24 protein-coding genes are annotated in these 22,474 nt (G+C 67.9%); 12 read left to right on the top strand and 12 right to left on the bottom strand.

Translation table 11 applies throughout. The annotated features are described in order from the left end of the window. The first annotated feature begins 17 nt into the window (after window positions 1–17). On the top strand, window positions 18–965 hold the full coding sequence (locus AB0E69_RS01330) for a helix-turn-helix domain-containing protein (RefSeq protein ID WP_360137646.1): 948 nt from the start codon (window positions 18–20) through the stop codon (window positions 963–965). 21 nt (window positions 966–986) lie between these two features. Here AB0E69_RS01330 and AB0E69_RS01325 read toward each other — a convergent pair whose 3' ends face one another. After that, window positions 987–2,045 carry a hypothetical protein gene (locus AB0E69_RS01325; protein ID WP_360137643.1) on the bottom strand — a complete coding sequence of 353 codons (1,059 nt, stop codon included), beginning with the start codon at window positions 2,043–2,045 and terminating at the stop codon, window positions 987–989. Next, on the bottom strand, window positions 2,042–3,166 hold the full coding sequence (locus AB0E69_RS01320) for a hypothetical protein (protein ID WP_360137640.1): 1,125 nt from the start codon (window positions 3,164–3,166) through the stop codon (window positions 2,042–2,044). The genes AB0E69_RS01325 and AB0E69_RS01320 overlap by 4 nt, the downstream gene beginning before the upstream one ends. Before the next feature lie 200 nt (window positions 3,167–3,366). Here AB0E69_RS01320 and AB0E69_RS01315 point away from each other — a divergent pair, with 200 nt between their 5' ends. Both AB0E69_RS01315 and AB0E69_RS01310 read left to right on the top strand, forming a co-directional pair. Next, on the top strand, window positions 3,367–4,161 hold the full coding sequence (locus AB0E69_RS01315; RefSeq protein WP_360137637.1) for a serine protease: 795 nt from the start codon (window positions 3,367–3,369) through the stop codon (window positions 4,159–4,161). Between the two features lie 88 nt (window positions 4,162–4,249). After that, window positions 4,250–4,960 (top strand): TetR/AcrR family transcriptional regulator, encoded by a 711-nt coding sequence (locus AB0E69_RS01310; protein WP_360137634.1) that lies wholly within the window; start codon window positions 4,250–4,252, stop codon window positions 4,958–4,960. 5 nt (window positions 4,961–4,965) lie between these two features. On the opposite strand, the gene AB0E69_RS01305 is transcribed toward AB0E69_RS01310, so the two are convergent. The 3 genes from AB0E69_RS01305 to AB0E69_RS01295 are packed head-to-tail and all read right to left on the bottom strand — an operon-like array spanning window position 4,966 to window position 8,456. Then, window positions 4,966–6,381 carry a dihydrolipoamide acetyltransferase family protein gene (locus AB0E69_RS01305; protein ID WP_360137631.1) on the bottom strand — a complete coding sequence of 472 codons (1,416 nt, stop codon included), beginning with the start codon at window positions 6,379–6,381 and terminating at the stop codon, window positions 4,966–4,968. After that, window positions 6,378–7,364, bottom strand: a complete 987-nt coding sequence (locus AB0E69_RS01300; protein ID WP_360137628.1) for an alpha-ketoacid dehydrogenase subunit beta — start codon at window positions 7,362–7,364, stop codon at window positions 6,378–6,380. Before AB0E69_RS01300 ends, AB0E69_RS01305 begins: the two co-directional genes overlap by 4 nt. A gap of 3 nt (window positions 7,365–7,367) precedes the next feature. Continuing rightward, window positions 7,368–8,456, bottom strand: a complete 1,089-nt coding sequence (locus AB0E69_RS01295) for a thiamine pyrophosphate-dependent dehydrogenase E1 component subunit alpha (protein WP_360137625.1) — start codon at window positions 8,454–8,456, stop codon at window positions 7,368–7,370. Window positions 8,457–8,574: 118 nt separating this feature from the next. On the opposite strand from AB0E69_RS01295, the gene AB0E69_RS01290 reads away from it, so the two are divergent. After that, window positions 8,575–9,063: an Lrp/AsnC family transcriptional regulator gene (locus AB0E69_RS01290; protein WP_360137622.1), complete on the top strand. Its 489-nt coding sequence runs from the start codon at window positions 8,575–8,577 to the stop codon at window positions 9,061–9,063. Here AB0E69_RS01290 and AB0E69_RS01285 read toward each other — a convergent pair. Further along, window positions 9,060–10,046 carry a LacI family DNA-binding transcriptional regulator gene (locus tag AB0E69_RS01285; protein ID WP_360137619.1) on the bottom strand — a complete coding sequence of 329 codons (987 nt, stop codon included), beginning with the start codon at window positions 10,044–10,046 and terminating at the stop codon, window positions 9,060–9,062. The two genes, AB0E69_RS01290 and AB0E69_RS01285, sit on opposite strands and share 4 nt — an antisense overlap. A gap of 92 nt (window positions 10,047–10,138) precedes the next feature. Here AB0E69_RS01285 and AB0E69_RS01280 point away from each other — a divergent pair, with 92 nt between their 5' ends. Further along, window positions 10,139–11,452 carry a Gfo/Idh/MocA family oxidoreductase gene (locus AB0E69_RS01280; RefSeq protein ID WP_360137616.1) on the top strand — a complete coding sequence of 438 codons (1,314 nt, stop codon included), beginning with the start codon at window positions 10,139–10,141 and terminating at the stop codon, window positions 11,450–11,452. Here AB0E69_RS01280 and AB0E69_RS01275 read toward each other — a convergent pair. Continuing rightward, window positions 11,429–11,887: a nuclear transport factor 2 family protein gene (locus AB0E69_RS01275; RefSeq protein WP_360137613.1), complete on the bottom strand. Its 459-nt coding sequence runs from the start codon at window positions 11,885–11,887 to the stop codon at window positions 11,429–11,431. The two genes, AB0E69_RS01280 and AB0E69_RS01275, sit on opposite strands and share 24 nt — an antisense overlap. Window positions 11,888–11,919: 32 nt before the next feature. Then, window positions 11,920–12,924: a magnesium and cobalt transport protein CorA gene (locus AB0E69_RS01270; RefSeq protein WP_360137610.1), complete on the bottom strand. Its 1,005-nt coding sequence runs from the start codon at window positions 12,922–12,924 to the stop codon at window positions 11,920–11,922. Between the two features lie 173 nt (window positions 12,925–13,097). On the opposite strand from AB0E69_RS01270, the gene AB0E69_RS01265 reads away from it, so the two are divergent. After that, window positions 13,098–14,066, top strand: a complete 969-nt coding sequence (locus tag AB0E69_RS01265; RefSeq protein ID WP_360137607.1) for a 2-hydroxyacid dehydrogenase — start codon at window positions 13,098–13,100, stop codon at window positions 14,064–14,066. Here AB0E69_RS01265 and AB0E69_RS01260 read toward each other — a convergent pair. After that, window positions 14,056–14,958, bottom strand: coding sequence for an RNA polymerase sigma-70 factor (locus tag AB0E69_RS01260; RefSeq protein ID WP_360137604.1), 903 nt, complete (start codon window positions 14,956–14,958; stop codon window positions 14,056–14,058). The two genes, AB0E69_RS01265 and AB0E69_RS01260, sit on opposite strands and share 11 nt — an antisense overlap. A gap of 151 nt (window positions 14,959–15,109) precedes the next feature. On the opposite strand from AB0E69_RS01260, the gene AB0E69_RS01255 reads away from it, so the two are divergent. Beyond that, window positions 15,110–15,610 (top strand): carboxymuconolactone decarboxylase family protein, encoded by a 501-nt coding sequence (locus AB0E69_RS01255; protein WP_360137601.1) that lies wholly within the window; start codon window positions 15,110–15,112, stop codon window positions 15,608–15,610. A gap of 42 nt (window positions 15,611–15,652) precedes the next feature. Here AB0E69_RS01255 and AB0E69_RS01250 read toward each other — a convergent pair whose 3' ends face one another. Then, a complete protein-coding gene (locus AB0E69_RS01250; protein WP_360137598.1) occupies window positions 15,653–16,171 on the bottom strand; it encodes a DinB family protein in 519 nt (172 codons plus the stop codon). A 380-nt stretch (window positions 16,172–16,551) separates the two neighbouring features. Between AB0E69_RS01250 and AB0E69_RS01245 the strand changes: the two genes are divergently transcribed. Then, a complete protein-coding gene (locus tag AB0E69_RS01245; protein WP_360137595.1) occupies window positions 16,552–16,800 on the top strand; it encodes a hypothetical protein in 249 nt (82 codons plus the stop codon). Here AB0E69_RS01245 and AB0E69_RS01240 read toward each other — a convergent pair. Beyond that, window positions 16,781–17,188: a VOC family protein gene (locus AB0E69_RS01240; RefSeq protein WP_360137592.1), complete on the bottom strand. Its 408-nt coding sequence runs from the start codon at window positions 17,186–17,188 to the stop codon at window positions 16,781–16,783. The genes AB0E69_RS01245 and AB0E69_RS01240 overlap by 20 nt on opposite strands. A gap of 119 nt (window positions 17,189–17,307) precedes the next feature. Between AB0E69_RS01240 and AB0E69_RS01235 the strand changes: the two genes are divergently transcribed. Beyond that, entirely contained in the window at window positions 17,308–17,682 is a 375-nt protein-coding gene (locus tag AB0E69_RS01235) for a VOC family protein (protein ID WP_360137589.1), read from the top strand. Here the strand turns inward: AB0E69_RS01235 and AB0E69_RS01230 are convergent. After that, window positions 17,679–18,323: an HAD family hydrolase gene (locus AB0E69_RS01230; RefSeq protein WP_360137586.1), complete on the bottom strand. Its 645-nt coding sequence runs from the start codon at window positions 18,321–18,323 to the stop codon at window positions 17,679–17,681. The genes AB0E69_RS01235 and AB0E69_RS01230 overlap by 4 nt on opposite strands. A gap of 92 nt (window positions 18,324–18,415) precedes the next feature. Here AB0E69_RS01230 and AB0E69_RS01225 point away from each other — a divergent pair, with 92 nt between their 5' ends. The 3 genes from AB0E69_RS01225 to AB0E69_RS01215 all read left to right on the top strand — a co-directional run bounded on the left by AB0E69_RS01225 (window position 18,416) and on the right by AB0E69_RS01215 (window position 22,398). After that, window positions 18,416–20,092 (top strand): heparinase II/III family protein, encoded by a 1,677-nt coding sequence (locus AB0E69_RS01225; protein WP_360137583.1) that lies wholly within the window; start codon window positions 18,416–18,418, stop codon window positions 20,090–20,092. A gap of 672 nt (window positions 20,093–20,764) precedes the next feature. Further along, window positions 20,765–21,574: a hypothetical protein gene (locus AB0E69_RS01220; RefSeq protein WP_360137580.1), complete on the top strand. Its 810-nt coding sequence runs from the start codon at window positions 20,765–20,767 to the stop codon at window positions 21,572–21,574. 62 nt (window positions 21,575–21,636) lie between these two features. After that, entirely contained in the window at window positions 21,637–22,398 is a 762-nt protein-coding gene (locus tag AB0E69_RS01215; RefSeq protein ID WP_360137577.1) for a hypothetical protein, read from the top strand. Window positions 22,399–22,474: the final 76 nt, after the last annotated feature.

Here is a 22,474-nt window from a genome sequence, read left to right as displayed (position 1 = left end):
TCCGTATGATTCCGGACATGCAGACGATCGCCGTGCTCGCCTACGACCGGGCGCCGACCTTCGAGTTGTCGATCCCGGCGGAGGTGTTCGGGACGGCAGCGATGCGCGACCGCTGTCGCCTGGTGATGCAGCGCGGCGAACCCGGTCCGCTCCGGACCGAGCACGGCTGGTCGATCCCGGTCTCGCCGGCCGTCGACCTCGCGCCGGGTGACCTGCTGATCGTCGCCGGATGGCGCGATCCCGTCGAGAAGCCGCCGGCGAGCATGCTGGACCTGGTCCGCTCGGCGGCCGCGGCGGGCGTCACGGTCGCATCGCTCTGCACCGGCGCCTTCGTTCTCGCCGCGGCCGGTTTGCTGGACGGGAGGACCGCGACCACGCACTGGCGGCACGCGCCGGTCCTCGCCCGGGACTATCCGTTGGTGACGGTCGATCCAGCGGTGCTGTACATCGATGCCGGTGACGTGCTGACGTCCGCCGGCAGCGCGGCCGGCATGGATCTCTGCCTGCACCTGGTCCGCCGGATGTACGGTGCCGCGCCGGCCAACGAACTGGCGCGGCAGATGATCGTCGCCGCCCACCGCGAGGGCGGGCAGGCGCAGTACCTGCCGCAGACCATGGCCCTCGCCACCGGGACCGGCGCGGTCGCCGCGTCGACGGAGTGGATGGCCGGTCGGCTGGACCAACAGATCACCGTGGCCGAGCTGGCAGCCCGGTGTCACCTGAGCTCACGTCAGTACGTACGCCGCTTCACCGAGCTGACCGGGACCAGTCCGTACCAATGGCTGCTCCGGCAGCGGATCGCCCGCGCGTGCGAGCTGCTCGAGACGACCGAGGCAGGCGTGGACGAGATCGCCCGGTCGTGCGGCTTCGGCGACGCGACCGGGCTGCGGGCGCAGTTCCGCCGACGGTTGGGAACGACACCGACGGCGTACCGCGGGACCTTCCGGCAGTCGGACCTTCGCTGACGAACCGGCGCTACTTTGGTGCTACTGAACGATGACGTCGTCCAGCCAGGAGAATGCGGCGTCCTGCATTGCGCCGTCGAACTTGTGAGGGCCGTCGAAGAACTGGCCGGTGTAGGTGTTGGTGCCGGCATAGTGGGCGGCAATGCGCTCATGTGCGGCCTCCGCTCCGGCCAGGGGAAATAGCTCGTCCTGGCGGTCGTACTGCACCAGCAGCGGGGCCGGTGCCTGGCATGCGGCGACGTCCGGCCAATCGATGGTGGTCGGGAGCATGCGGGGCATGAGCATCCACGTGTGGGTCACGACGTTCTTGTCGAGCAGGGAGTTGTAGGTGCCCATCATGCCGACCACCACGGCTGCCGTCAGCTCGGAGCTAGTTGCCCTGAGCAACGCTGATCGGCAACCACCGCCGGACAGCCCGATGCTGGCGGACTGATCCGTGGTGTCCTCCCGGTTGCGCAGGTAGGTGAGCGCGATCAGGTCCTCGCGGGCGACGACGGCGGCCATCGTCGTGCCGAGCATCGTGCAGTACTTCTCGACCACGTGCTCGTGAGGTCCGGCGGCCGCGTTGTAGGCGGCGACGTCATCGCCCACCGGGAGGTCGAAGCGCCGGCTGCCCCAGAGGAACACGTCCGGCACGATGACGACGTACCCCCGTCGCGCCAGGTCGTTGGCGAAGGCTCGCCCCTCGTACAGCTCGGCCCGCGCCGCCTGCACGGCCTCGACCGGTTCGATGTCAGTGTCGGCGATCTTCTCCTTGCCGTAGTACTTGAACCCGTCGTGCCCGTGCATCGCCACCACGCCCGGCAGCGGCCCGTCGGCATTGGCCGGCTTCAGTACATATGCATGCGTCCGCGGTCCGAAGCCGACGTCGTACGAGATCTCCTCGCCGGCCAGCCCGTCCGCGGTCCAGCGCCGCTCGACCCGGACATCTTCCGGATAGTTGACCGCACCCGCTGTCGCCACCATGGCTTGCACCGCCTGTTGGACCGTTTCAGGAGCTGGGAGGGATCCGGAGCGGGCGGCGGGGGCGGCCGCGTGGTCGATCCAGTCGCTGTAGACGCCGAGGTGTGCGGAGGTCATCTGCCGAGGCTGTCACAGTTTCGGTAGTAGCGGCTGACCGCATCGAAGGACTTCTTCGGCAGCCAGCGATAGCGCGAGGCCGGGTCGGCGTCGTCGTACCGGAAGACCTTGCAGAGGCTGTACGCGGCGATGTCCTCGTCGTGCGGACGGTCGTGCGGACGGTGCGGAGCATCCGGCGAGATGAACGTGTAGTTGGACGCACCCAGGAATCCCTCGGCGGTGAAGACTTCGAGCATGTTGACGAGGTGGTCGGCCTGTTCCTGCTCGTCCCGGGTGTACTGCGGTGGAATCACCGGAACACCGCTGCTGTAGTCGACGATGTCCCAGCCCATGCCGCCCAGTTCGGCCGCGCCGGTGAACGTGCAGCAGCCGAACTCCAGGATCAGGATCGGCTTGCGCCAGCGGCGGAACGGCGCCAGCTCCTTGGTGTGGTCGGCGCGGTTCCGGTGGTACGAGTAGTAGTCCAGCCCGACGATGTCGAAGAGCGACCAGTCCACCTGCTCGAGGTCCGACGCGGCGCCGTACGTGATCCGGCCCTTGAAGTTGCTCCGGGCAACCTTCACCATCCGGGCCGTGAACGCGCGGAACTTCCGCTGCAGCTCGGTCATGTCGAAGCCGCCCTTGGTCAGGTACGCGACCCGCTCGTCGAACGTCGCACCGGGCACGATCCCCGGCGTGAACAGCATGAACTCGCACCCGATCGCGAGGATGACCTCCCGGTCGTACCGGCGCCGCAACCGCTCGGCCTCGACCGCCACCTTCCGCAGCAACTCCTGCTCGTCCGCCTGCGGCTCGTCGAACGACCGCGGCTGGATCGACACCGTCAGTCCCTCTTCGAGCGCCGCGGTCGCGGTGTCGATCAGCCGGTGTACGTCGCTGCCGTAGATGCTGACCCAGTTCGCGTGCAGCCGGTGGCGGATGGCGTGGATCTCGCCGCGCATGATGCTGGTCCGCCAGAGCGCGCGGCTGTCGTCCCCGAGGTACCCGGTGCCGGTGTCGTAGGCGGTGCCCCGGAGCTCGAGCTTGCGAGCGGGAGTCGCTGCGGCTGTCGTCGTACCGGCAACGCTTGCTGCCGCTACGAGACCCAGAAACTGTGCACGATTGATCGCCGGAATGTTCATACGATCAGGTTTTCGTGGGGATCGCGCGGTGTCGTCGTCCGTTGGCACCGCGCGGTCCGACTTTGGTCGCGTGACACAGGGATGACCCGTCACCGATGTGCCCTGTCAATCGCTTGCATCACTCCATGTGGCTGTACGACTCTTCTCAGTCATGGGGGTCGCACCGCCCTGGCGACCCACCGACACCTGGAGTGTGAGGCATGACAGGAAAGCTCAACGCTGCCCGGATCGTGTTCGCCGCCGCCCTGCTGGCGACCACGACCCTCGGCGCGGTCGGGACCGCCGAGGCCCGGACACCACCGGTCGCCAACATCGTCGGCGGCTCGCTCGCGAGTACCGCGCAGGCGCCGTGGGCGATCGCCCTGAACAACAGCCGCTCGTCGGACCCGTACGGCCAGTACTGCGGCGCGACGCTGGTGAAGGCGAACAAGATCGTCACCGCGGCGCACTGCGTCACCCAGTCGATCAGCACGTACACCGCGGTCCAGGGCCGCGACGACCTGCGCGGTACCGGCGGGAAGACGTCGAAGATCGCCAAGATCTGGAAGGACCCGCAGTACGGCCGAGTCGGCGGTCACGACGTCGCGGTGATGACCCTGTCCACCCCGTTCACCGGGGTCGCCACGCTGCCGCTGGAGTCGAGCCGCTCCGCGGACGCCGTCGGCGCGCAGTCGACCGTCTACGGCTGGGGCACCACCGAGGGCACCGGCCCGGAGGACCGCTTCCAGAAGGTGCTCGTGCCGGTGCTCGGTGACGCGTACTGCGGCCAGGTCTACGCGAGCGACGGGTACGTCGCCAACGGCGAGATCTGCGCCGGCTACAAGAACGGCGGCAAGGACTCCTGCCAGGGCGACTCCGGCGGGCCGCTCGTGCTCAACGGCCGGCTCTTCGGCGTCGTGTCCTGGGGGATCGGCTGCGCCGACGCCGGCAACCCGGGCGTCTACGCCGAGGTCGCTTCGTACTACTCGGCGCTGACGACGCAGATCAACAGCTGAGGTTCACGAGTGGCCGGTCCACGGGGATCGGCCACTCGTGCCGGGGGCCGCACTGAAACAGTGTTCTCGTGTCTGGGACACTGTTTCAGTGCGAGAAGCTGACCAGCGGACGGTGCTCGGATCGGTGTGGCTGCGCGACGACGCGCGGCCGACGAAGGCCGAGCTGACCAGGGAGGATCTGGTCGCGGCGGCCGTTCGGGTGCTGCACCGCGAAGGTCTGGACGTGTTCTCGATGCGGATGATGGCCGCGGAGCTCGGCACCGCGGCGACCTCGGCGCTGTACTGGCGGGTCGCGAACAAGAACGACCTGCTCGAGCTCGTCGTCGACGACATCCTCGCCGCCGCGCTCGTGCCGCCGCCGGAGCGTGGTGACTGGCGCGAACAGGCCACCGTCGTGCTCGAGGCGGCGTACCACGTCCTGTGGGAACACCCTTGGGCGTCGCAACTGCTCGCCTCGCATGCCGGCCTCGGGCCGAACTACCAGGCGCTGACCGAGCGCCTCCAGGCGATCCTGCGGACCGCGGACTTTCGCGGCAAATACCTGGACTCCGCCGTCACTGCGCTGTTCCGCTATCTGATCGGCTCCGCGGTCACCGACTCCGCTTGGCTGTCGATGGTCCGCCGGAGTGGACTGACCGACCTCCAGTGGGCTTCGCGCTCCGCGGACAGGCTGGGTGTCGACGCGGAGCAGCTCACGGCGTACTTGAGCGAGAAGAGCATCGCGGGACCGAAGGCGCGGTTCTCCTCCGGTCTGCGCGTGATCCTGATCGGGCTGCGGCCTCGCGAACTGACTCTCTAAGATCCTTAGAGGTCCGCGAAGGCCGAGGCGGGGTTTTCGAAGGCGTCGGCGACGAAGCGGAGGAAGGCTGCCGCAGTGCCGCCGTCGCAGACCCGGTGGTCGAAGACGAGCGACAGCTGGGTGAGCTTGCGGATCGCCAGCTCGCCGTTCAGCACCCACGGGCGGTCGATGATCCGGCCGACGCCGAGGATCGCGACCTGCGGGTGGTTGATGATCGCCGCGCTGCCGTCGACCCCGAAGCTGCCGTAGTTGTTCAGCGTGAAGGTCCCGCTGGTCAACTCCTCCTGAGTCAGCCGACCTGTCCGCGCTTGGTCGGTCAGCCTGCGGATCTCGGCGTCGAGGGCTCGGGTGGTGAGTTGGTGAGCGTTGGCCACCGCCGGTACGACGAGGCCGCGATCGGTCTGCGCTGCGAGGCCGAGGTTGACGCCGTCGTACTGGACCAGTTCTTCGCGCTCGGTGTCGACGTACCCGTTGAGCTCTGGATACTTCAGCAGACCAGCGACGACGAACCGCGCCATCAACGCCAGCAGACCGACGTCGGTCGATGCCCTGAGCTCCATCAACGCGGTCGCATCGACGTCCACCCAGGTGGTCGCCTCCGGAATCTCCGCCCGGCTCCGGCTCAGCGTCGCGACGACCGCCTTCCGGAACCCACTCATCGGCGTCCGCCGCAACTCCGGCAATCCGACCCTGGACGTCGCGGCCGGCTTGTCGTACCGCGCCGCGATCGCTTGCTCGACATCCCGCCGAACGATCAAGCCGCCCTCACCAGACCCGGCAAGCGCCGTCAGATCAACCTCCGCATCCCGAGCCAACCGCCGAACCAACGGCGCAACCACCAACGGAACCCGGGGACCCGCCGCCTGCCGCTCCCGACCCGACCCGACGGAAGCCGTCCCGGCGCCCACCGCCGCAGACGAATCTGCCGGCGCCACCCGCCTGGCACTCACCGCCGCACTCCTCGCAGCAGCGGAATCGGCCGGCGCCACCACCCGCCCAACACCCACCGGAACAGTGGAACGGGCTGGCGTCGCCATCTGCTTTTCAGCAACAGTGTCTGGGTCTGCGGATCGTGCTGCTGTGCGGGGCTTTCGTCGGCGTGCGGTGGTCGTGCTCGTATCAGTGCCGTAGCCAACCAGCACATTCCCCGACCCAGCCTGCTCTTCCTCGCGATAAGCAGAAGCCGCGCCGTCCCCCACGGTGATCAACGGCTTCCCCACCGGCACCGTAGTACCGACCTCGCCATGCAGCTCCTCGACGATCCCCGCATACGGCGACGGCAGCTCGACGATCGACTTCGCCGTCTCGACCTCGGCAATCGGCGTGTCGACCGTGATCACATCACCGACCTTGACCAGCCAGCGCACGATCTCCGCCTCGGTCAGCCCCTCACCGAGATCAGGAAGCAGGAACGTGTTCACGAGTCCTCCCACTGCAGATCGTCAACAGCGTCAAGGATCCGGTCCACACTCGGCAACTGGTACTTCTCCAGCTTCGGCGGCGGGAACGGAATGTCGAACGCCGTCACCCGCCGGATCGGAGCCGCCAGCGAGTGGAAGCACTTCTCCGTCACCCGCGCCACGACCTCCGACGAAACACTCGCAAACCCGGACGCCTCCGCAACCACGACCGCCCGCCCGGTACGCCGAACCGCCGCACACACCGTCTCGTCGTCGAACGGCACCAGCGACCGTACGTCGATCACCGACAACTGCCGCCCCTCGGCCGCCGCAACCTCAGCAGCCTCCAACGCAACCGGCACCGCGGGCCCGTACGCGATCAACGTCGCGTCCGCCCCCTCACGCCGTACCACCGCGGTCCCGATCCCGGGCTGCGACTCGGTGAGGTCGACCTCCTCCTTCGCCCAGTAGAGCTTCTTCGGCTCCATGAACACGACCGGATCCGGGAATTCAATTGCCCTGCGCAACAAAGAGTAGGCGTCCGCGACCGTCGCCGGCGTGACCACGGTCAGCCCCGGCGTGTGCGCGAAGTAGCTCTCCGACGAGTCGCTGTGGTGCTCGACCCCGCCGATCCCGCCGCCGTACGGGATCCGGATGACCATCGGCAGCGACACCCGTCCACGGGTCCGGTTCCGCATCTTCGCGACGTGCGAGACGATCTGCTCGAACGCCGGGTACCCGAACGCGTCGAACTGCATTTCGACCACCGGCCGCATCCCGTTCATCGCGAGCCCGACCGCCATCCCGACGATCCCGGCCTCGGCCAGCGGCGTGTCGAAGCACCGGCTCTCGCCGAACTCCGCGGTCAGCCCGTCGGTGATCCGGAAGACGCCGCCGAGCGGGCCGACGTCCTCACCGAACATCAGCACCGAGTCGTCGGCCTTCATCGCGTCCCGTAACGCCTGGTTGAGCGCCTGCGCCATCGAGATCTTCACGTGCGTCATGGGTCAGGCCTCCTCTCGGGCCAGCTCGTCGCGCAGGTACTCGGCCTGCTCGCGAAGCTGTTGCGTCTGCTCGGCGTACAGGTGCTGGAAGAGGTCCGCCGGATCGACCACCGGCTCCGGCATCAGCCCTTCCCGCAACGCCTCCGCCACCTGCACTGCTTGTGCCTCAGCGCGTTCCTTCACCTCGTCGGACAGCCAACCTTGCGTCTCGAGGTACGTCGTCAGCCGCTTGATCGGGTCGCGGTCCAGCCACGGCGTGACCTCGTCGTCCTGGCGGTAGCGCGTCGCGTCGTCGGCGTTGGTGTGCGCCTGCACGCGGTACGTGTGCGCCTCGACCAGCTGCGGGCCCTCGCCGTTCCGGGCCCGGTCGACGGCCTGCTGGAGGATCGAGAGCAGCCCGGCGAGATCGTTGCCATCGGCCCGCTCGCCGGGGACGCCGTACCCGATGCCCTTGTGGGCCAGCGACGGCGCGGCGCTCTGTCGCGCGAGCGGGACCGAGATCGCGTACTCGTTGTTCTGCACGAAGAAGACGACCGGCGCGTGGAAGACCGCGGCGAAGTTCAGCGCCTCGTGGAAGTCGCCCTCGCTGGTCCCGCCGTCGCCGACGAGCGCCATCACGACTGTGTCCTCGCCCTTCAGCCGGGCCGCGTGCGCGACGCCGACCGCGTGCGGGAGCTGGGTCGCGAGCGGGGTGGACTGCGGCGCGACGTTGCGCTCGTACGGGTCGTAGCCGGAGTGCCAGTCGCCGCGGAGCAGCGTCAGCGTCTCGATCGGGTCGACGCCGCGGCTGACGATCGAGACCGAGTCGCGGTACGTCGGGAACAGCCAGTCGCCGTCCTTCAGCACCATCGTGGCCGCGACCTGGCAGGCCTCCTGGCCGTGCGACGACGGGTAGACCGCGAGCCGGCCCTGCCGGACCAGGGCGCTGGCCTGGTCGTTGAACCGCCGGCCCTTGATCAACTGTGCGTAGCCGTCGAGCAGAGCGTCCTTGGTGGGCAGCTCGTACGACGGATTGGCGTGCAGTACGCCGTCCTGGTCGATCAACCGGACGGGCTCTGCGGAGGGGAGCAACTGCTCCTCGACGGTGGTCATGGACCCTCCAGCACAGGGAGACGGAGTGTGGCCTAATCGTCGTCTTTATGGCCAACTGGATCCATAGCTGGAACAATCGTGAGACGTTTGGTCGATTCGGGGGAGTTTGGGGCGCAGAGTGTCTGACGAGGTGATGGTCCACCGGGCGGGTCCTGGACAGATTGTCGTGGCGCCGGCCCTGGACGAGGTCGACCGGCAGATCATCGAGGCGCTCGGACGGGACGGCCGGCTGTCGATCCGGGCGCTTGCGGATGCTGTGCACATCTCGCGAGCCAACGCTTATGCGCGGGTCGAGCGACTCACCGACACCGGGGTGATCACCGGCTTCACGGTGACGGTCGATCCGCTCAAGCTCGGGCTCGCGACGTCCGCGTACGTCACGCTCAGTCTGCGGCAGAGCTCGTGGCGGACGCTGCGGAAGCAACTGCAGACGATTCCGGAGATCAAGCACATGGCGCTGGTCGGCGGGGATTTCGACGCGATCCTGCTGGTCCGCGCGGCGGACAACGAAGGTCTGCGCCGGGTGGTGCTGGAGAAGCTGCAGGCGATCCCGGAGGTGCTGGGCACGCGGACCGCGTTGATCTTCGAGGACATCGGGACGCTCTAAGGGCAGCCGCAGGACCTTCTCTTGATGAGCTCAGTGGGGAAGGTGATCGCCGAGGTCTTGCTCTCCCCCTCGACCAACCGTCTGACCGCCTCTCCAGCCATGCGCTCCAACGGTTGTCGCACCACAGTCATGGGCGGCCAGCTGAATTCCGTCTCCGCGGTGCCGTCGAAGGCCACGAGTGCGACGTCCTCAGGTATCCGTAGGCCCGCTTCATGGATCGCCTTCAGCGCACCGACCGCCTGCAGATCCGAGCTGGCGAACACCGCGGCCGGCCTGGGTGTCGCCGCGAGCAGCTGTCGCATCGCATCGAAACCACCCTCGCGACTGAACGCCGCCCGGACGATCGGCCCTCCCACCAGACCTCTGCTCTGCAAGGCGTCGCGATAACCCAACTCCCGCTCGGACCCTTCGGGCCCACCAACAATCAGCCCAATCCGCCGATGCCCATGTCCCATCAGGTGCTCAACCCCACTCCGAGCCCCCTCCCGATAAGCCGGCCGCACCGAACTGACCCCACCCACCTCCCGATTGATCGCCACCACCGGCACCACCCCCTCCGCCGTGCCCTGGGGCTCACCCAGGTCGGGCGGCAGGCTTGGTGCGACCAGCAGAAGGCCGCTCACCCGTCGCGCCAGCAGCTCCGCGACCTTTGCCCGCTCGGTCTCCGGATCGCCGTCCGCGCTGGTCTGAAGGACGACGTACCCACGCTCGGCCGCCGCCTTGTCGATCGCCTTCGCCAGCTCTGCGAAGAGAGGATTGCCACCGTCGGGCGTGATCAGGCCGAGGGTCCGCGTCGTACCCGTCCTCAGCGCCCGAGCCGTCGCGTTCGGTCGGTAGCCGAGCGCGCGGATCGCCTCGAGCACCCGGTCGCGCGTCTCCGGCGCGACCGCGCGTGGGCCCGCGTTGACGACGTAACTGACGACCGCGGCGCTGACCCCGGCGTATTCCGCCACGTCGTTACGGGTGACCGGATCCTTCGGCATGCAGCGATGGTACGACGGTTGACCGCATTGGAAAGCGATTGCTAGCGTCATATCTACACGAGTAGATCTACACGAGTAGAAGGAGACCTGCCGTGCCCAGACGCTATGCAGTCGCCGGGACCGGTTCGCGGGCGCAGTCGTACGTCCGCGCGATCCTCGAGGAGCACCCGTCAGAGGCCGAACTGGTCGCGTTGCTCGACTCGAACCCGGGGCGGCTGGCTTTCCATCAGCGACGCGTGACGGAGCTCGGCGGGCCGGAGCTTCCGCAGTACGGCGCCGACGACCTGGAGCGGATGGTCAAGGAGCAGTCCGTCGACCGGGTGGTCGTGACGACCCCGGACTACACGCACGCTGCGGTTGTCTCCCGGTTGCTCCGCGCCGGCGCGGACGTGATCGTCGAGAAGCCGCTGACGATCACCGCAGAGGGCACGCGGCAGATCGTCGACGCGATGAACGAGTCCGGCAAGTCCGTGGTCGTCACCTTCAACTACCGGTACTCGCCGCGGAACAGTGCGCTGCGGCAGTTGATCCAGGACGGCTCGATCGGGAAGGTGACCAGTGTCGAGTTCCAGTGGGTGCTCGACACGCGGCACGGCGCGGACTACTTCCGGCGCTGGCATCGCGAGAAGAAGAACTCGGGTGGCCTGCTGATCCACAAGGCGTCACACCACTTCGACCTGGTCAACTGGTGGATCGCGTCATCGCCCGTACGGGTCTTCGCGTCGGGTGGCCTGGCGTTCTACGGCGCCGACAACGCTGCCGATCGTGGCCTGGGGCAACGACCCGCGCGCGGTTCGGTCGACGGCGCGGCCGACGATCCGTGGCTGCTCGACCTGCGCACCGACGAGACGAACCGGCAGCTGTACTACGACAACGAGAAGTACGACGGGTACCTGCGCGACCAGGACGTGTTCGCGCCCGGCATCACGATCGAGGACAACATGTCCGTGATCGCCGAGTACGCGAACGGCGCCCGCCTCAGCTACTCGCTCAACGCCCACTCCCCCTGGGAGGGCTACCGAGTCGCCGTCAACGGCACCGAAGGCCGCGCCGAGCTGAACGTGGTCGAGCGAGCCGCCGTCGTCGATGACCAGATCGACCCCAGCTACCCGACCGACCGCGTCATCCCCGGCGACGTCCGCACCAACGGCGAACAGTTGATCCTCCAGAAGCACTGGGCCCCCGCGGTCGAGGTAGAAATCCCCAAGGGCGAAGGCGGCCACGGCGGCGGCGACCGCCTCCTCTATACCGACCTGTTCGTGGGTCCGACCAACGACCCGCTGGCCCGAGCCGCCAACGTCCACGACGGCGTCAGAGCAGTAGCGGTAGGCATAGCCGCCAACCAGTCCCTCACAACCGGTCAACCCGTAGTAGTAGCCGACCTACACCTCGGCGGCTGGTCCTAGGCGCAGGTGCTTGCTGAGGTCGCCAACCAGACGGATGTCGACCGCCCGCTCGACGAACCGCCAGACACCGTCCTGTCGTTCGAACCGGTCGCGGTACCGCCCGGCGGCGATCACATGTGGGACCTCACCCGGCGCCGCTTGCAAGACAGTCACGTACGAGCGGGCGGACGCCTGGTCTGGCGAGCCGCCTGGCTCGACCGTGATGTTGGTAGTGACGTGCTGGGTACGGGGTGTGCCGTCCGGGTAGACGATCAGCGTGTCACGGAACCAGCGCTCAATCTCCGCCTGCCCGACAAGCGGCGCCGCACTCCAGCGATACGTCGCACCACCCAGCAGCTCCCCGACCCCGACGAAGTCGCCGTCATCGACCAGCTCCGCGTAGCGAACGACAAGGCCCTCGATCTCCCGAGCATCTACTGGATCCACACGCGCCACGGCCTGGACTGTACTACCAGGCCGTGGGCCCGTCAGGCGGCTTGTCGTCGGGCTGCTCGTTGTCGGCGGAACCAGATCAGCAGCGCGATGCACGGAACGACCAGTCCGCCGACACCGAGCGCCAGGAAGTCCCACTTGGCGCCGATGTGGTCGACCAACCACGCGAAGTTCTGGCCGAAGAACCCGGTGACGAACGTCAGCGGCAGGAAGACGGTGGCCAGGATCGTCAGCTGCTCGATGGTCGCGTTCTGCCGCACGCTGACCTTCGTCTGCTCCACACCGATCACCGCCATGTTCGCCTCGAGCACAGTGGCAAGGAGGTCGCGCTGGGCGGCCACCTCCTCGTTGACCAGGACCAGGTGGTCGTGGACGTCGCGGAAGTACGGCAGTAGCGAGGTCTGTCGAGCGTCACGCTCCAGAGTCGCCAGCACTGCCATTAGTGGGTGCACGGCTCGGTAGAAGTCGGTCACCTCGCGGCGGAGGAAGTAGATCCGCTCGGTGGGCGCGACCGTGCCGGCGAACACGGTTCGCTCGACCTGCTCGATGTCGCGCTCCAGCTCCGCGACCACTGGTCCGTAGCCGTCGACCATCTGGTCGACGATGGCCCAGAGCACCGAGCTGGTGCCGCACTCCAGCAGCTCAGGCCGCTGCTCGAGGCGGATCCGGGCGCCGTGCAGATCGCTCGCCGTACCTTGACGGACGGTGATCACGAACGCCGGCCCGACGAAGACGCTGACCTCGCCGAAGTCGACCTCCTCGGTGTCCTCGTCGTACCGGGCGGTGCGGAGGATGACGAGGCGGATGTCGCCCTCGTACGGCTCGACCTTGGGCCGCAGGTGGAACGTCTGGGCGTCCTCGACGGCCAGCTCATGCAGGCCGAAGCTCTCTCTGACCTGGGCGAGCTCGTCGGCGTCCGGCTCGTACATGCCGAGCCAGACGAACCCGCCGGCCTTGCAGCTGGCGGCAGCTTCCTCGACTGACATCGCCTCGACGTGCTGGCGGCGTCCGTCCCGGTAGTAAGCGCAGTCGATGATCATGATTCGCCTCCTGCCCCGATCGTCACCCGCGACGGGCCCTCGGCAACAGCCTCCGTCCGTGGAAGCAGGGGTGAACAAGTCCCCGCCGAGTTCCGGCCGAGTTCCGATCCAATGCCTGAGAAATGCTGGTTGGGTTCCTGGTCCGGTCCGTGATCGTCGACAAGGATGAAGGCATGGACCTACCAGTGGTGCTGATGCCGAAGCCGATGAACCCGGCGGTCGCGGACGATCTGGACGGAGTGTGCGAGCTGATCAAGCTGTGGGAGCTCGACGATCCGGACGCCGTCCTGGATGCCAGACGCGACGAGATCGTTGCCGTCGCCGCCGGCGGCGGCTTGATCGACGGCGCGTTCCTGGACCGATTACCGGCCGTGCGGATCGTGGCGAGCTTCGGCGTCGGCTACGACCGCATCGACGCCGCGGCCGCCGCTGAGCGCGGCGTCGTGGTCACGAACACCCCTGGCGTCCTGGACGCCGAGGTCGCCGACACCGCCATGGGCCTGCTGCTGATGACGGCTCGCGAGCTCCCCCAGGCCGAGCGCTACCTCCGCGACGGCAAGTGGCAGACCGGCGCGTATCCGCTGACTCCCGTCACCCTGTCCGGCCGCCGGATGGGCATCCTCGGCCTGGGCCGCATCGGCCAGGCCATCGCCGACCGCGCCGCCCCCTTCGGCATCTCCATCGCCTACCACAACCGGCACGAGAAGGACGTCCCGTACCCCTACTACCCGTCCCTGGTCGACCTGGCCCACGCCGTAGACATCCTGATGATCGTCATCCCCGGCGGCGATTCCACCCGCCACCTGGTCGACGCCGAGGTCCTGAAGGCCCTGGGCCCAACCGGCATCCTCATCAACGTCGCCAGAGGCTCAATAGTCGACGAACAAGCCCTCGTCGACGCCCTCCGAACCAACACCATTCTCTCGGCCGGCCTGGACGTCTTCGAACACGAACCGACCCCTCACCCCGACCTCCTCACCCTCCCCAACACCGTCCTCCTCCCCCACGTAGGCTCCGCCACCACCCCCACCCGCAACGCCATGGCCGCCCTGGTAGCCGCCAACCTCAAGTCCTGGTTCAACAGCAACACCGCTCTGACGCCAGTCCCGGAGTCGATGGAACTGCCTGGAGCTAGCGGGTGAGCGGGACTGTCTGCTGGAGGTGGGAGAGCTTGGCGGGGTTTCGGACGGCGTAGAGGCCGGTGATTTGGTTGTTCTGGACGTGGAGGGCGGTGACGGTGTCTATTTCGCCGCCGGAGCGCAGGATCAGGGCGGGTTGGCCGTTGATGTGGGTCAGTTCGAGGGAGAAGTTTTCGGCGATGCGGGAGACCGCGGCGGCCAGGAGGCGGGCTACCTTGTCGGCGCCTACTACTGGGCGGGGGACGGCCTGGACGACGCCGCCGCCGTCGCCCAGGAAGACGACGTCGGGAGCGAGGATGTCGACGAGGCCTTGGAGGTCGCCGGTGTTGACCGCGTGCTGGAAGGCGTGAAGGGCGTCCCGGGTTTGGTCGGCTGAGACGGCTCCGCGCGGGCGGCGGGCTGCTACGTGGGAGCGGGCGCGGTGGGCGATCTGGCGGACAGCATCCGGCTTCTTGTCGACGGCGGCCGCGATCTCGTCGTACTCGAGGCCGAAGACGTCACGCAGTACGAAGACGGCGCGCTCGGTCGGTTTGAGAGTTTCCAGGACGAGAAGCATCGCCATCGAGACGCTCTCGGCGAGCTCAACGTCCTCGGCGACGTCCGGCGCGGTGAGCAGCGGTTCGGGTAGCCACGGGCCGACGTACGACTCCTTGCGGCGGCCGAGGCTGCGGAGTCGCTGGAGGGCTTGCCGGCTCGCGATGCGGACGAGGTACGCACGGTGGTCGTTGACGGTATCGAGATCGACGCCGACCCAGCGCAGCCACGTCTCCTGCAGGACGTCCTCGGCGTCCGCGGCCGAGCCGAGCAGCTCGTACGCGACCGTGAACAACAGGTTGCGATGGGCAACGAATTCGGCGGTGGCGCGATCCGTCCCGTTCATTGGCTGCTCCTTCATCCACATGAGTCTCTCACCCACCAGATGCCGGTCCGCGCCGTCCTGTGACATCGGCTCCGGTATGGCGCTCGTCACGTCGCGGAGGCCGTCACAGCGGACCGGCCGGCGGCATCTCGTGGTCGTCCAAGAGATCTCACCGAATGAGGTAGTGATGGAACCCCGGATCGACCTGATGAACAACCAGTTCGGCGTGAAGGTGGCGAAGCGGCTGTTCGCCGTCCACGGCGTGCTGCAGCAGTCGTCCCTGCCCGAGTCCATTCAGAACCTGGTGATGCTCCGCGGCAGCCAGATCAACGGGTGCGGTCACTGCATCGACATCCACAGCACCGAGGCGGCGGAGGCCGGTGAGACGACCAAGCGGCTCAACCTGGTCGCCGGTTGGCGGCACACCACCGTCTTCACCGAACCGGAGCGTGCGGCCCTCGCCCTCACCGAGGAAGCGACCCGCCTCGCCGACGCGTCCCCCGGCGTCTCGGACGAAACTTGGGCCGAGGCCGCCAAGCACTTCAGCGAGGACCAGTTGATCGCGTTGGTGACCATGATCGCGATGATCAACGCCACCAACCGACTGGCCGTCACCTTCAACCAGCTGGGCGGCAGCTACCACCCCGGCTTCGCCACCGAGGTACTCGCCGGGGCGGCCAGCAGCTGAGGGTCCCCGCGCCGGACGACAGCCGGGCCGGCCCGCGAGCTCTCAGCTGGCGGGCTGGTCCGGCAGGTCCCAGATGCGCTCGGACTCCCAGGCGTACTCCCAGGCCTGGATGTCCGGGGGCTCGATGCCGAAGCCGGTGAGGATGGCGCAGACCTGCTCGCGGTGGTGATTGGCGTGGTTGATCGCCTGGGCGATGAAGATGCCGACCCGGGTACCACGGGTGTTGTTGTCGACGATCATCACCCGCTCGACGTCGATCGGCGCGGCGAGGAACTTCTCCCAGAGCTCGCCGGCCTCGTCGTTCCAACGTTCGAGGGTGTCGAAGTCCTCGGCGGCGTCGGCGTCCACGTAGTCGAGCGGGCTGTCCGCGATCCGGCGCAGGTAGCTGCCGTCGCACCGGACGATGTGGTCGAGCGTCTCGATGATCGTCCCGAACGTCCCGACACCGGTCGCCTGCAACTGCTCGGCGGTGAGGTCCTGCTGCCGACAGAAGCCGATCAGACTCCGCGTCGCCCAGTTGTTGTGCCGAATAGGGTCGTACAGCAGATCATTGAGTCCCATGCCCCCGAGGCTAGCCCCGCCCCTCAGCCGCCCCCACCGAATTTCCAGCGCCGCGACCATGCCGCCCCAGCGCGAGACACGTCCTCCGCCCCCGGACCATTCACATCGCCGACAGCAAGCGAACAACAGGCCACCGCTCCGCTACAGCTCGATGCGTCCGCATCGGCGGAGACAGATCAGGCAGGCTCAGCGAGGCGGCGGTGCTGAGCCGTGCCGGAGCGCGGGCAACCCGCCGGGCTGCGGGACGCCCGCGGTGACTCGATCTCGGGGGAAGGCTGCGCATGCCAGCGTAAACGGCTCGCCGATCGACCTGCCGAGTACGGCAAGCGCGCGACGCCAGGCCGGTCCGCGACGGCCACGAGATCGTCCGCCACCGGCGCATGCGTGACGCATGGGTGTCGGTGGCGCCGTACCCGCGACGGTTGAACCGCGATCAGTGGTACGCCGGGCGGCGAGCCGCCGCGTCACCGGGGGTACGCCGGGTGGCTCGTGTCCGGGCAGACGTGCGGGAAGACGGGTACGTCGTCGACGTCACCCGTCCGACCACCACCGGACCCGGCGCCCACCTGGCGGCCCGTGAGCAGGACGCCAGGTGGGAGTGGGGCTTGGTCAGCCGGCTGAGATGTTGACCATCCAGTTGATGCCGAACTTGTCGGTCACCATGCCGAACTCGTCGCCCCACTGCTGCTTCTCCATCGGCATCGTCACCTTGCCGCCGTCGGACAGCTTCTCGTAGACGTCGCGCAGCTCGGCGTCGTCACCGCTGAGGCTGATCGTGATGCTCTCGCCCGGGTTGTAGTCCATGCCCGTCGGGGTGTCGGACGCCATCAGGGTGTAACCGCTCGGGGTCTCGAGCTGACTGTGCATGATCTTGTCGTCGTCATCCGGGCCGTGGCTGGCGCCGAACTCCCCGAAGGTGTTCGTCGCGAGCTCGCCCCCGAAGACGCCCTGGTAGAACTCCATCGCCGCGCGCGCATCGCCGTTGAAGTGGATGTACGGATTGAGCCGGGACGCCATCTTGGATTCCTTCCCCCAACTGGCCGGACCCTGTGGTCCAGCACTCTTTCCGGCACAGTAGACCCGCCTGCCGACAGTTTTCGACCCCTGGCGATCGACCGTCCGGTTAAGGTCTCGGCATGATCCTGCGACACATCACGATCGACGCGGCCAACCCGTACGAGCTCGCCCAGTTCTGGAGTACCGTGACCGGCTGGCCGCTCGGCGCGGAGGACGAACCGGGCGACCAGGAGGTCCTCGTCGAAGCACCCGCGCCGGTCCCCGGCCTGCTCTTCATCGCCGTCCCGGAATCGAAGTCGGTGAAGAACCGGGTCCACATCGACTGGGTCCCCACCGAACGCACCCGCGACGCCGAGGTGGATCGTCTCGCAGAGCTCGGCGCCACCATCCACGAGGACCACCGCCAGCCCGACGGCCGCGGCTGGGTCACCATGAAGGACCCCGAAGGCAACGAGTTCTGCGTAGAACGCAGCGAAGCCGAACGCGCCGGCTAGACCAACCCCACCATCGACCGCACAACCACGTCCGGACGCACCTCCCGCAGCCGCTCTTCGTGCTGCGGCGACTTGGCATAAGCGATAGACGGGACGCCCGCCGCCCGCGCAAACAGCGTATCGGTGGGCTCATCCCCCACCATGCAACAGTCCTCCGCGCCGTACCCGAGCAGCCGGAACGCTTCGATTGCCCGGTACGGATCCGGCTTCATCAACTCAGGACGCGCGTACGGCCGCCCGAGCACCGCCACGACGAGATGAGCCAGCTCCTCCCGCTCGAGAAACCCGTCGATCGCCACCGCCGCGTTGTTGCTGACGACCACTACCGGCTTTCCGGCCGCGGCGCACCCCTCCAGAAACTCCCGCACACCAGGCGTAATCGGCGCGTGACGCGCGGCTTCGATCTCGCCCGCGATAGCGGCCTGCTCGACTGCTTCGAGTACGGCGGGAGCCGCATGCTGCCCCGCGTACCTGAGCACGCGGAGGTGCTGCACGCTCTCCGTCAGCTCCTCCGGCAGCTCGACGCCCGCTGAAAGCAGTGGCGCCCGCGTGTCCGCCGCAATGGTCGTCGTACCCCCGGACGGGAACAGGTCGCACACCGGGCCGTCGAAGTCGAGCAGGTAGGCCTTCGGATTCAGCATGCGGTGACAGTACCCATCCCGCAACTTTCCTCAGTCGGTTGCCATCAAGCGGGCTGTCAGCAGTCTGGTGGTGCGTTCGGGGGGTTGTTGTGGTGCGTGCGTGGGTTGTGGTGGGGGCGTTGGTGGCGGCGGTCCTGGGGGTTACGCCTGCTGCGGCCGCCGCCGGGCCCGGGATCGTGGTGGCGGCGGACTTGCCAGAGCCTGCGGGGGCTCAGGGGGTCGACACTGTGATGCCGGCGGCAACTGCCAAGGCGCTGCAGGCAACTGCCTCGTTGAAGGCCAACGGGACCTACACGTGCCAGGGGTTCAGCAACGTGGCCGCCGGAACCCCAGTGGCGAACCTGCTACAGGACATCTACACCTGGGGCGGTTTCAAGCCCTACAAGGTCGGCAACGGCAGCGGCAACATCAACTGGAAGCTGAACCCGTACAACAACCCCAGCTGGTACATGTGGTTCCACTCCCTGCGCTGGCTCGGCCAGGGCATCGTTGCTGCGAGCCAGGGCAACACTGCTGCCCTGGACCGCGTCACCACGATCGTCCACGACTGGGTGCGCGACAACCCCTACTCCTGGAAGGGCAACGTCGGCGCGTGGGAGTCGACGATGCACCGGACCAACGTCCTCATCTGCACCCGGCAGGCAATCCTCGCCGGGCTGCACGTGACCATGCTGCCTCCGCAGTACCAGTGGATCGACATGGCCCTCCTCGACCACGCCAAGTTCCTGGTCAACAACTGGAGCGGCGCGTGGAACCACGGCACCGACGAGAGCATCGCGCTCTTCGGCGTCGGCTGCACGCTGGACAGGTCGGACTACCTCAGCTTGGCGGTCAGCCGGCTCCAGGCCGGCATCACCACGTCCATCGACGCGCAGGGCTCCACCAACGAGCAGTCCACGGCGTACGCCCAGTTCAACTACGTCCTGTGGGGCCGAGCGATCGACGTACTGCGCGCCTGTGGCGTCGACCCCGGTACGACGATCGCGGCGCGCCGTACGCTCCTCGCCGACTGGCTGGCCCACGCCACCGACAGCCGTGGCACCCTGCACCAGATCGGTGACTCAGAGCTAGTCCGCACGACGCCTGTCGCCAACACACCCCTCGAGTACGCCGGCAGCCTCGGAGCGACCGGCGTACCCCCGACCGACCGAGCCAAGGTGTACTCCGCCGGCTACGTCTTCGGCCGCTCCGAGTGGGCGCCCACCTTCGCGAGCCAGGCGTCGTACGCCATCAGGTACGGCCCAGCGCACGCCATGCACGGGCACAGCGACCACATGTCCGTCACGTACACCGCCCGTGGTCGCGACATCCTCGTCGACAGCGGACACGCCGGGTACCAGAACGACCAGTGGCGCACCTGGGCCAAGAGCCCGTTCGCGCACAACGTGATGACCACACCGCTCGCACCGGACCTCAACCCGGCGACGAAGCTGACCAGGTCGGCGCAGAGCGCGACGGCTGACTTCTACGAGTTCTCCGACGTACCTGGCGCCGGCATCAGCCGCGTACGCGACGTGCTGGTACTGCGGAACCCGGACCTGCTCGTCACGCTCGACCGGGGCTCCGCGAAGACCGCGCAGCAGTTCCAAACGCTCTGGCACCTGCCGGCCGACCAGACAGCGTCTGTGTACTCCCGCACTACCGCCACAGCCGAGCGGAAGAGCGACAGTACCCGCACGGTCCTGTTCCAGCTCCCCTACCGGCAGGCGCTGCCCGCCGGGGCGATCCTGGTGAAGCGGGCCCAGACCAGTCCGATCCAGGGCTGGTAGTACCCCAGGATCACCAGCCGCCAGGCCGCACCGACCCTGATGTTCGCCCGCTCCGGCAAGACGGCGTCGATTCTGTCGTTCATCGCGCCCGTCCCGACCGGGCGCCGGCGTCCAGTACAAGACTCGCTGGTCCGGAACCACCTACGTCGTCGACCTGACCCTCGCCGGCACCAAAGTCTCCGTGGGCATCACCGCCGGCGGCTCGCTCCTCCGCCTCCGCTAGGCACGTCCGCCGGAAACGTTGCAGTTTCTGCAGCGGCGAAAAGGTATCGGTCCGGGCCGGGTTCGGGGATGCTGGTGGAGTGCGGATTCTGTGGTGGGGGCGGAGGAAGAAGATCGCGGCCGATGACCAACCTCGGCAGCGGCAGGTTCAACGGGACGAGGTGAAGGATCTTCGGGCGCGGCTGACCGGAGAGGGGTACACGCTCAAGCACTGAGCGTGAAGGGGGAACCCGGACTGTGGCTGCGGACACAGACAGGGTGAGCAACAAACCTGTGATGGGGGGCATCTGACAGGTGAGCCGGATCGCATGCAACGGATACATCGATTCACCGCGTCATCTGAGTGAAGGACGTTTGCCGCGGATCGGGGTGCTACGGCATGCACCGAAACACCGGTACAGGCGTCCCGTTCGGGTGGGCACATCAACTGGGGAAGGTGGAGGCGTCGCCTTGAGACAAGTCCGGCAGGCAGCCATCGGGCAGGTCGTCGCGATCTTCGTGACGATCCTGGTACTGACGGTTGTCGGCGGACTGCTGATCGTGCTCGAGCCCCGCTCCTCGGCCGCCGACATCACCCCGATCGACGCGGACTCGTACAGCGCCCCGAGCGCCGGCCCCGGTGCCTACGGCTCCGGCACGCTCGGTCCCTGGCAGAACCTGTTGCACCACATCTCCAGCGAGGACCAGATCCGCGACGTCCTGTCCTTCGACGGCGTGTTCATGTTCGGCGACAGCATCGCCGTCCAGGACAACGACGCGCTGGAGCGAGTGCTGGCCAACCAGACCGGCGACTCGATCGCCTCGCACGACTGGTCCGGCCAGCCGACCTCCGCCGCGGTCGACGCCCTCGAACAGTGGTCGCGCAGCTACGGTCTGCCGCGGCGCATCGTCATGGCGGTCGGCACCAACGACATCTTCAATCCGCCCGCCTTCGCGGCGCAGGTCGAGCGCGCGATGAAGATCGCGGGTCCGGACCGCACGGTGTACTGGGTCGACGTGTACGCGAACCGCACTCGCGCGCGGAACGCCGTACCGGGTGCCGACGTCGCCAACAGCGCCTGGGTCAACCGGCAGCTCGAGGACGCCGCGATGCGGCACCCCAACCTGCGCATCGTGCGCTGGTCCGAGTTCGTCACAGCGCAGCCGGGTGGCCCCGCCAAATACCTGCGCGACGGTGTCCACACCAGCCAGAACGTCGGCAGCGACGCCCGCAACCAGCTGATCAGCGACGCGCTCCAGTCGAGCCGGGTCAGTAACTGATCGATGGCAACCTTTGAGCCGCCTTCCGCGTTTACTGAGGTGACACTGGGGAGGGATCGCGGATGAAGCGGGCAAGCCTGCGCGGCGGCGTGACGTCGGCGGTGATCATCGCCGTACTGACCGCGGCGTTGTTCGCGCTCCTCCACCTCGACGAACCGACCGCGAACGCGAAGTCCACCGCGCCGGCAGCGCCGAGCGAGTACGGGTCCGGCGCGCTCGGCTCGTGGCAGCACAACAAGCGCGTGATCACCAGCGCGGCCCATGTCCGCCACGTCATCGCCACGAACGGGATCGTGCTCTTCGGCGACAGCATCTCTGTCCAGGACGGGGACGCTCTCAATCGGCTCCTCGGGCAACGACTGGGTACGACGTTCGCGCAGTACAGCTGGGCCGGTCAGCCGACCTCGGCCGCGGTGGACGCACTGGCGTCCTGGTCGCGCGCGTACGGCCTGCCGCACCGGATCGTGATGGCCGTCGGGACGAACGACATCTTCGATCCGCCCGCCTTTGCCGCTCAGGTCGAGCGCGCACTCCAGATCGCCGGGCCGGACCGGGTCGTGTACTGGGTGAATGTGCACGTCGCCCGCACCGACGAGCCGGCCGACGTGCAGGTCGCCGACCAGCGCAACAGCGAGTGGATCAATCTGCAGCTCGCGCAGGCGCAGGAACACCATCCGAACCTGCGGATCGTGCACTGGGCCGAGTTCCTCGCCGCCCGGTCAAACCGGGAGAGCGCCTACCTACGCGACGGCCGGCACACCACCGTCCCGGTCGGCCAGAACGCCCGGAACGCCCTGATTCTGCAGGCGATCCAGCGCGGCTGAACCGCCCTTCCAGGCGGGCGGACCGGGGCCTATTCCTCGCAACAACTTTCTGCCGGTCCCGGACATCTATCTAGGC

The organism is Kribbella sp. NPDC026611, from assembly GCF_040638345.1.
GTDB lineage: Bacteria > Actinomycetota > Actinomycetes > Propionibacteriales > Kribbellaceae > Kribbella.
This window is presented reverse-complemented; position numbering and strand designations above follow the sequence as displayed.

Excerpts from the sequence above, each read along its gene's own strand:
- AB0E69_RS01295 (WP_360137625.1), bottom strand. The coding sequence starts at position 8,456 with ATGACCACCGTCGAGGAGCAGTTGCTCCCCTCCGCAGAGCCCGTCCGG.
- AB0E69_RS01240 (WP_360137592.1), bottom strand. The coding sequence starts at position 17,188 with ATGGCGTCCCGGCTCAATCCGTACATCCACTTCAACGGCGATGCGCGC.
- AB0E69_RS01270 (WP_360137610.1), bottom strand. The coding sequence starts at position 12,924 with ATGATCATCGACTGCGCTTACTACCGGGACGGACGCCGCCAGCACGTC.
- AB0E69_RS01235 (WP_360137589.1), top strand. The coding sequence starts at position 17,308 with ATGATCCTGCGACACATCACGATCGACGCGGCCAACCCGTACGAGCTC.
- AB0E69_RS01250 (WP_360137598.1), bottom strand. The coding sequence starts at position 16,171 with ATGGGACTCAATGATCTGCTGTACGACCCTATTCGGCACAACAACTGG.
- AB0E69_RS01300 (WP_360137628.1), bottom strand. The coding sequence starts at position 7,364 with ATGACGCACGTGAAGATCTCGATGGCGCAGGCGCTCAACCAGGCGTTA.
- AB0E69_RS01325 (WP_360137643.1), bottom strand. The coding sequence starts at position 2,045 with ATGACCTCCGCACACCTCGGCGTCTACAGCGACTGGATCGACCACGCG.
- AB0E69_RS01260 (WP_360137604.1), bottom strand. The coding sequence starts at position 14,958 with ATGAAGGAGCAGCCAATGAACGGGACGGATCGCGCCACCGCCGAATTC.
- AB0E69_RS01315 (WP_360137637.1), top strand. The coding sequence starts at position 3,367 with ATGACAGGAAAGCTCAACGCTGCCCGGATCGTGTTCGCCGCCGCCCTG.
- AB0E69_RS01285 (WP_360137619.1), bottom strand. The coding sequence starts at position 10,046 with ATGCCGAAGGATCCGGTCACCCGTAACGACGTGGCGGAATACGCCGGG.
- AB0E69_RS01265 (WP_360137607.1), top strand. The coding sequence starts at position 13,098 with ATGGACCTACCAGTGGTGCTGATGCCGAAGCCGATGAACCCGGCGGTC.
- AB0E69_RS01330 (WP_360137646.1), top strand. The coding sequence starts at position 18 with ATGCAGACGATCGCCGTGCTCGCCTACGACCGGGCGCCGACCTTCGAG.
- AB0E69_RS01215 (WP_360137577.1), top strand. The coding sequence starts at position 21,637 with ATGAAGCGGGCAAGCCTGCGCGGCGGCGTGACGTCGGCGGTGATCATC.
- AB0E69_RS01245 (WP_360137595.1), top strand. The coding sequence starts at position 16,552 with ATGCGTGACGCATGGGTGTCGGTGGCGCCGTACCCGCGACGGTTGAAC.
- AB0E69_RS01255 (WP_360137601.1), top strand. The coding sequence starts at position 15,110 with ATGGAACCCCGGATCGACCTGATGAACAACCAGTTCGGCGTGAAGGTG.
- AB0E69_RS01320 (WP_360137640.1), bottom strand. The coding sequence starts at position 3,166 with ATGAACATTCCGGCGATCAATCGTGCACAGTTTCTGGGTCTCGTAGCG.
- AB0E69_RS01230 (WP_360137586.1), bottom strand. The coding sequence starts at position 18,323 with ATGCTGAATCCGAAGGCCTACCTGCTCGACTTCGACGGCCCGGTGTGC.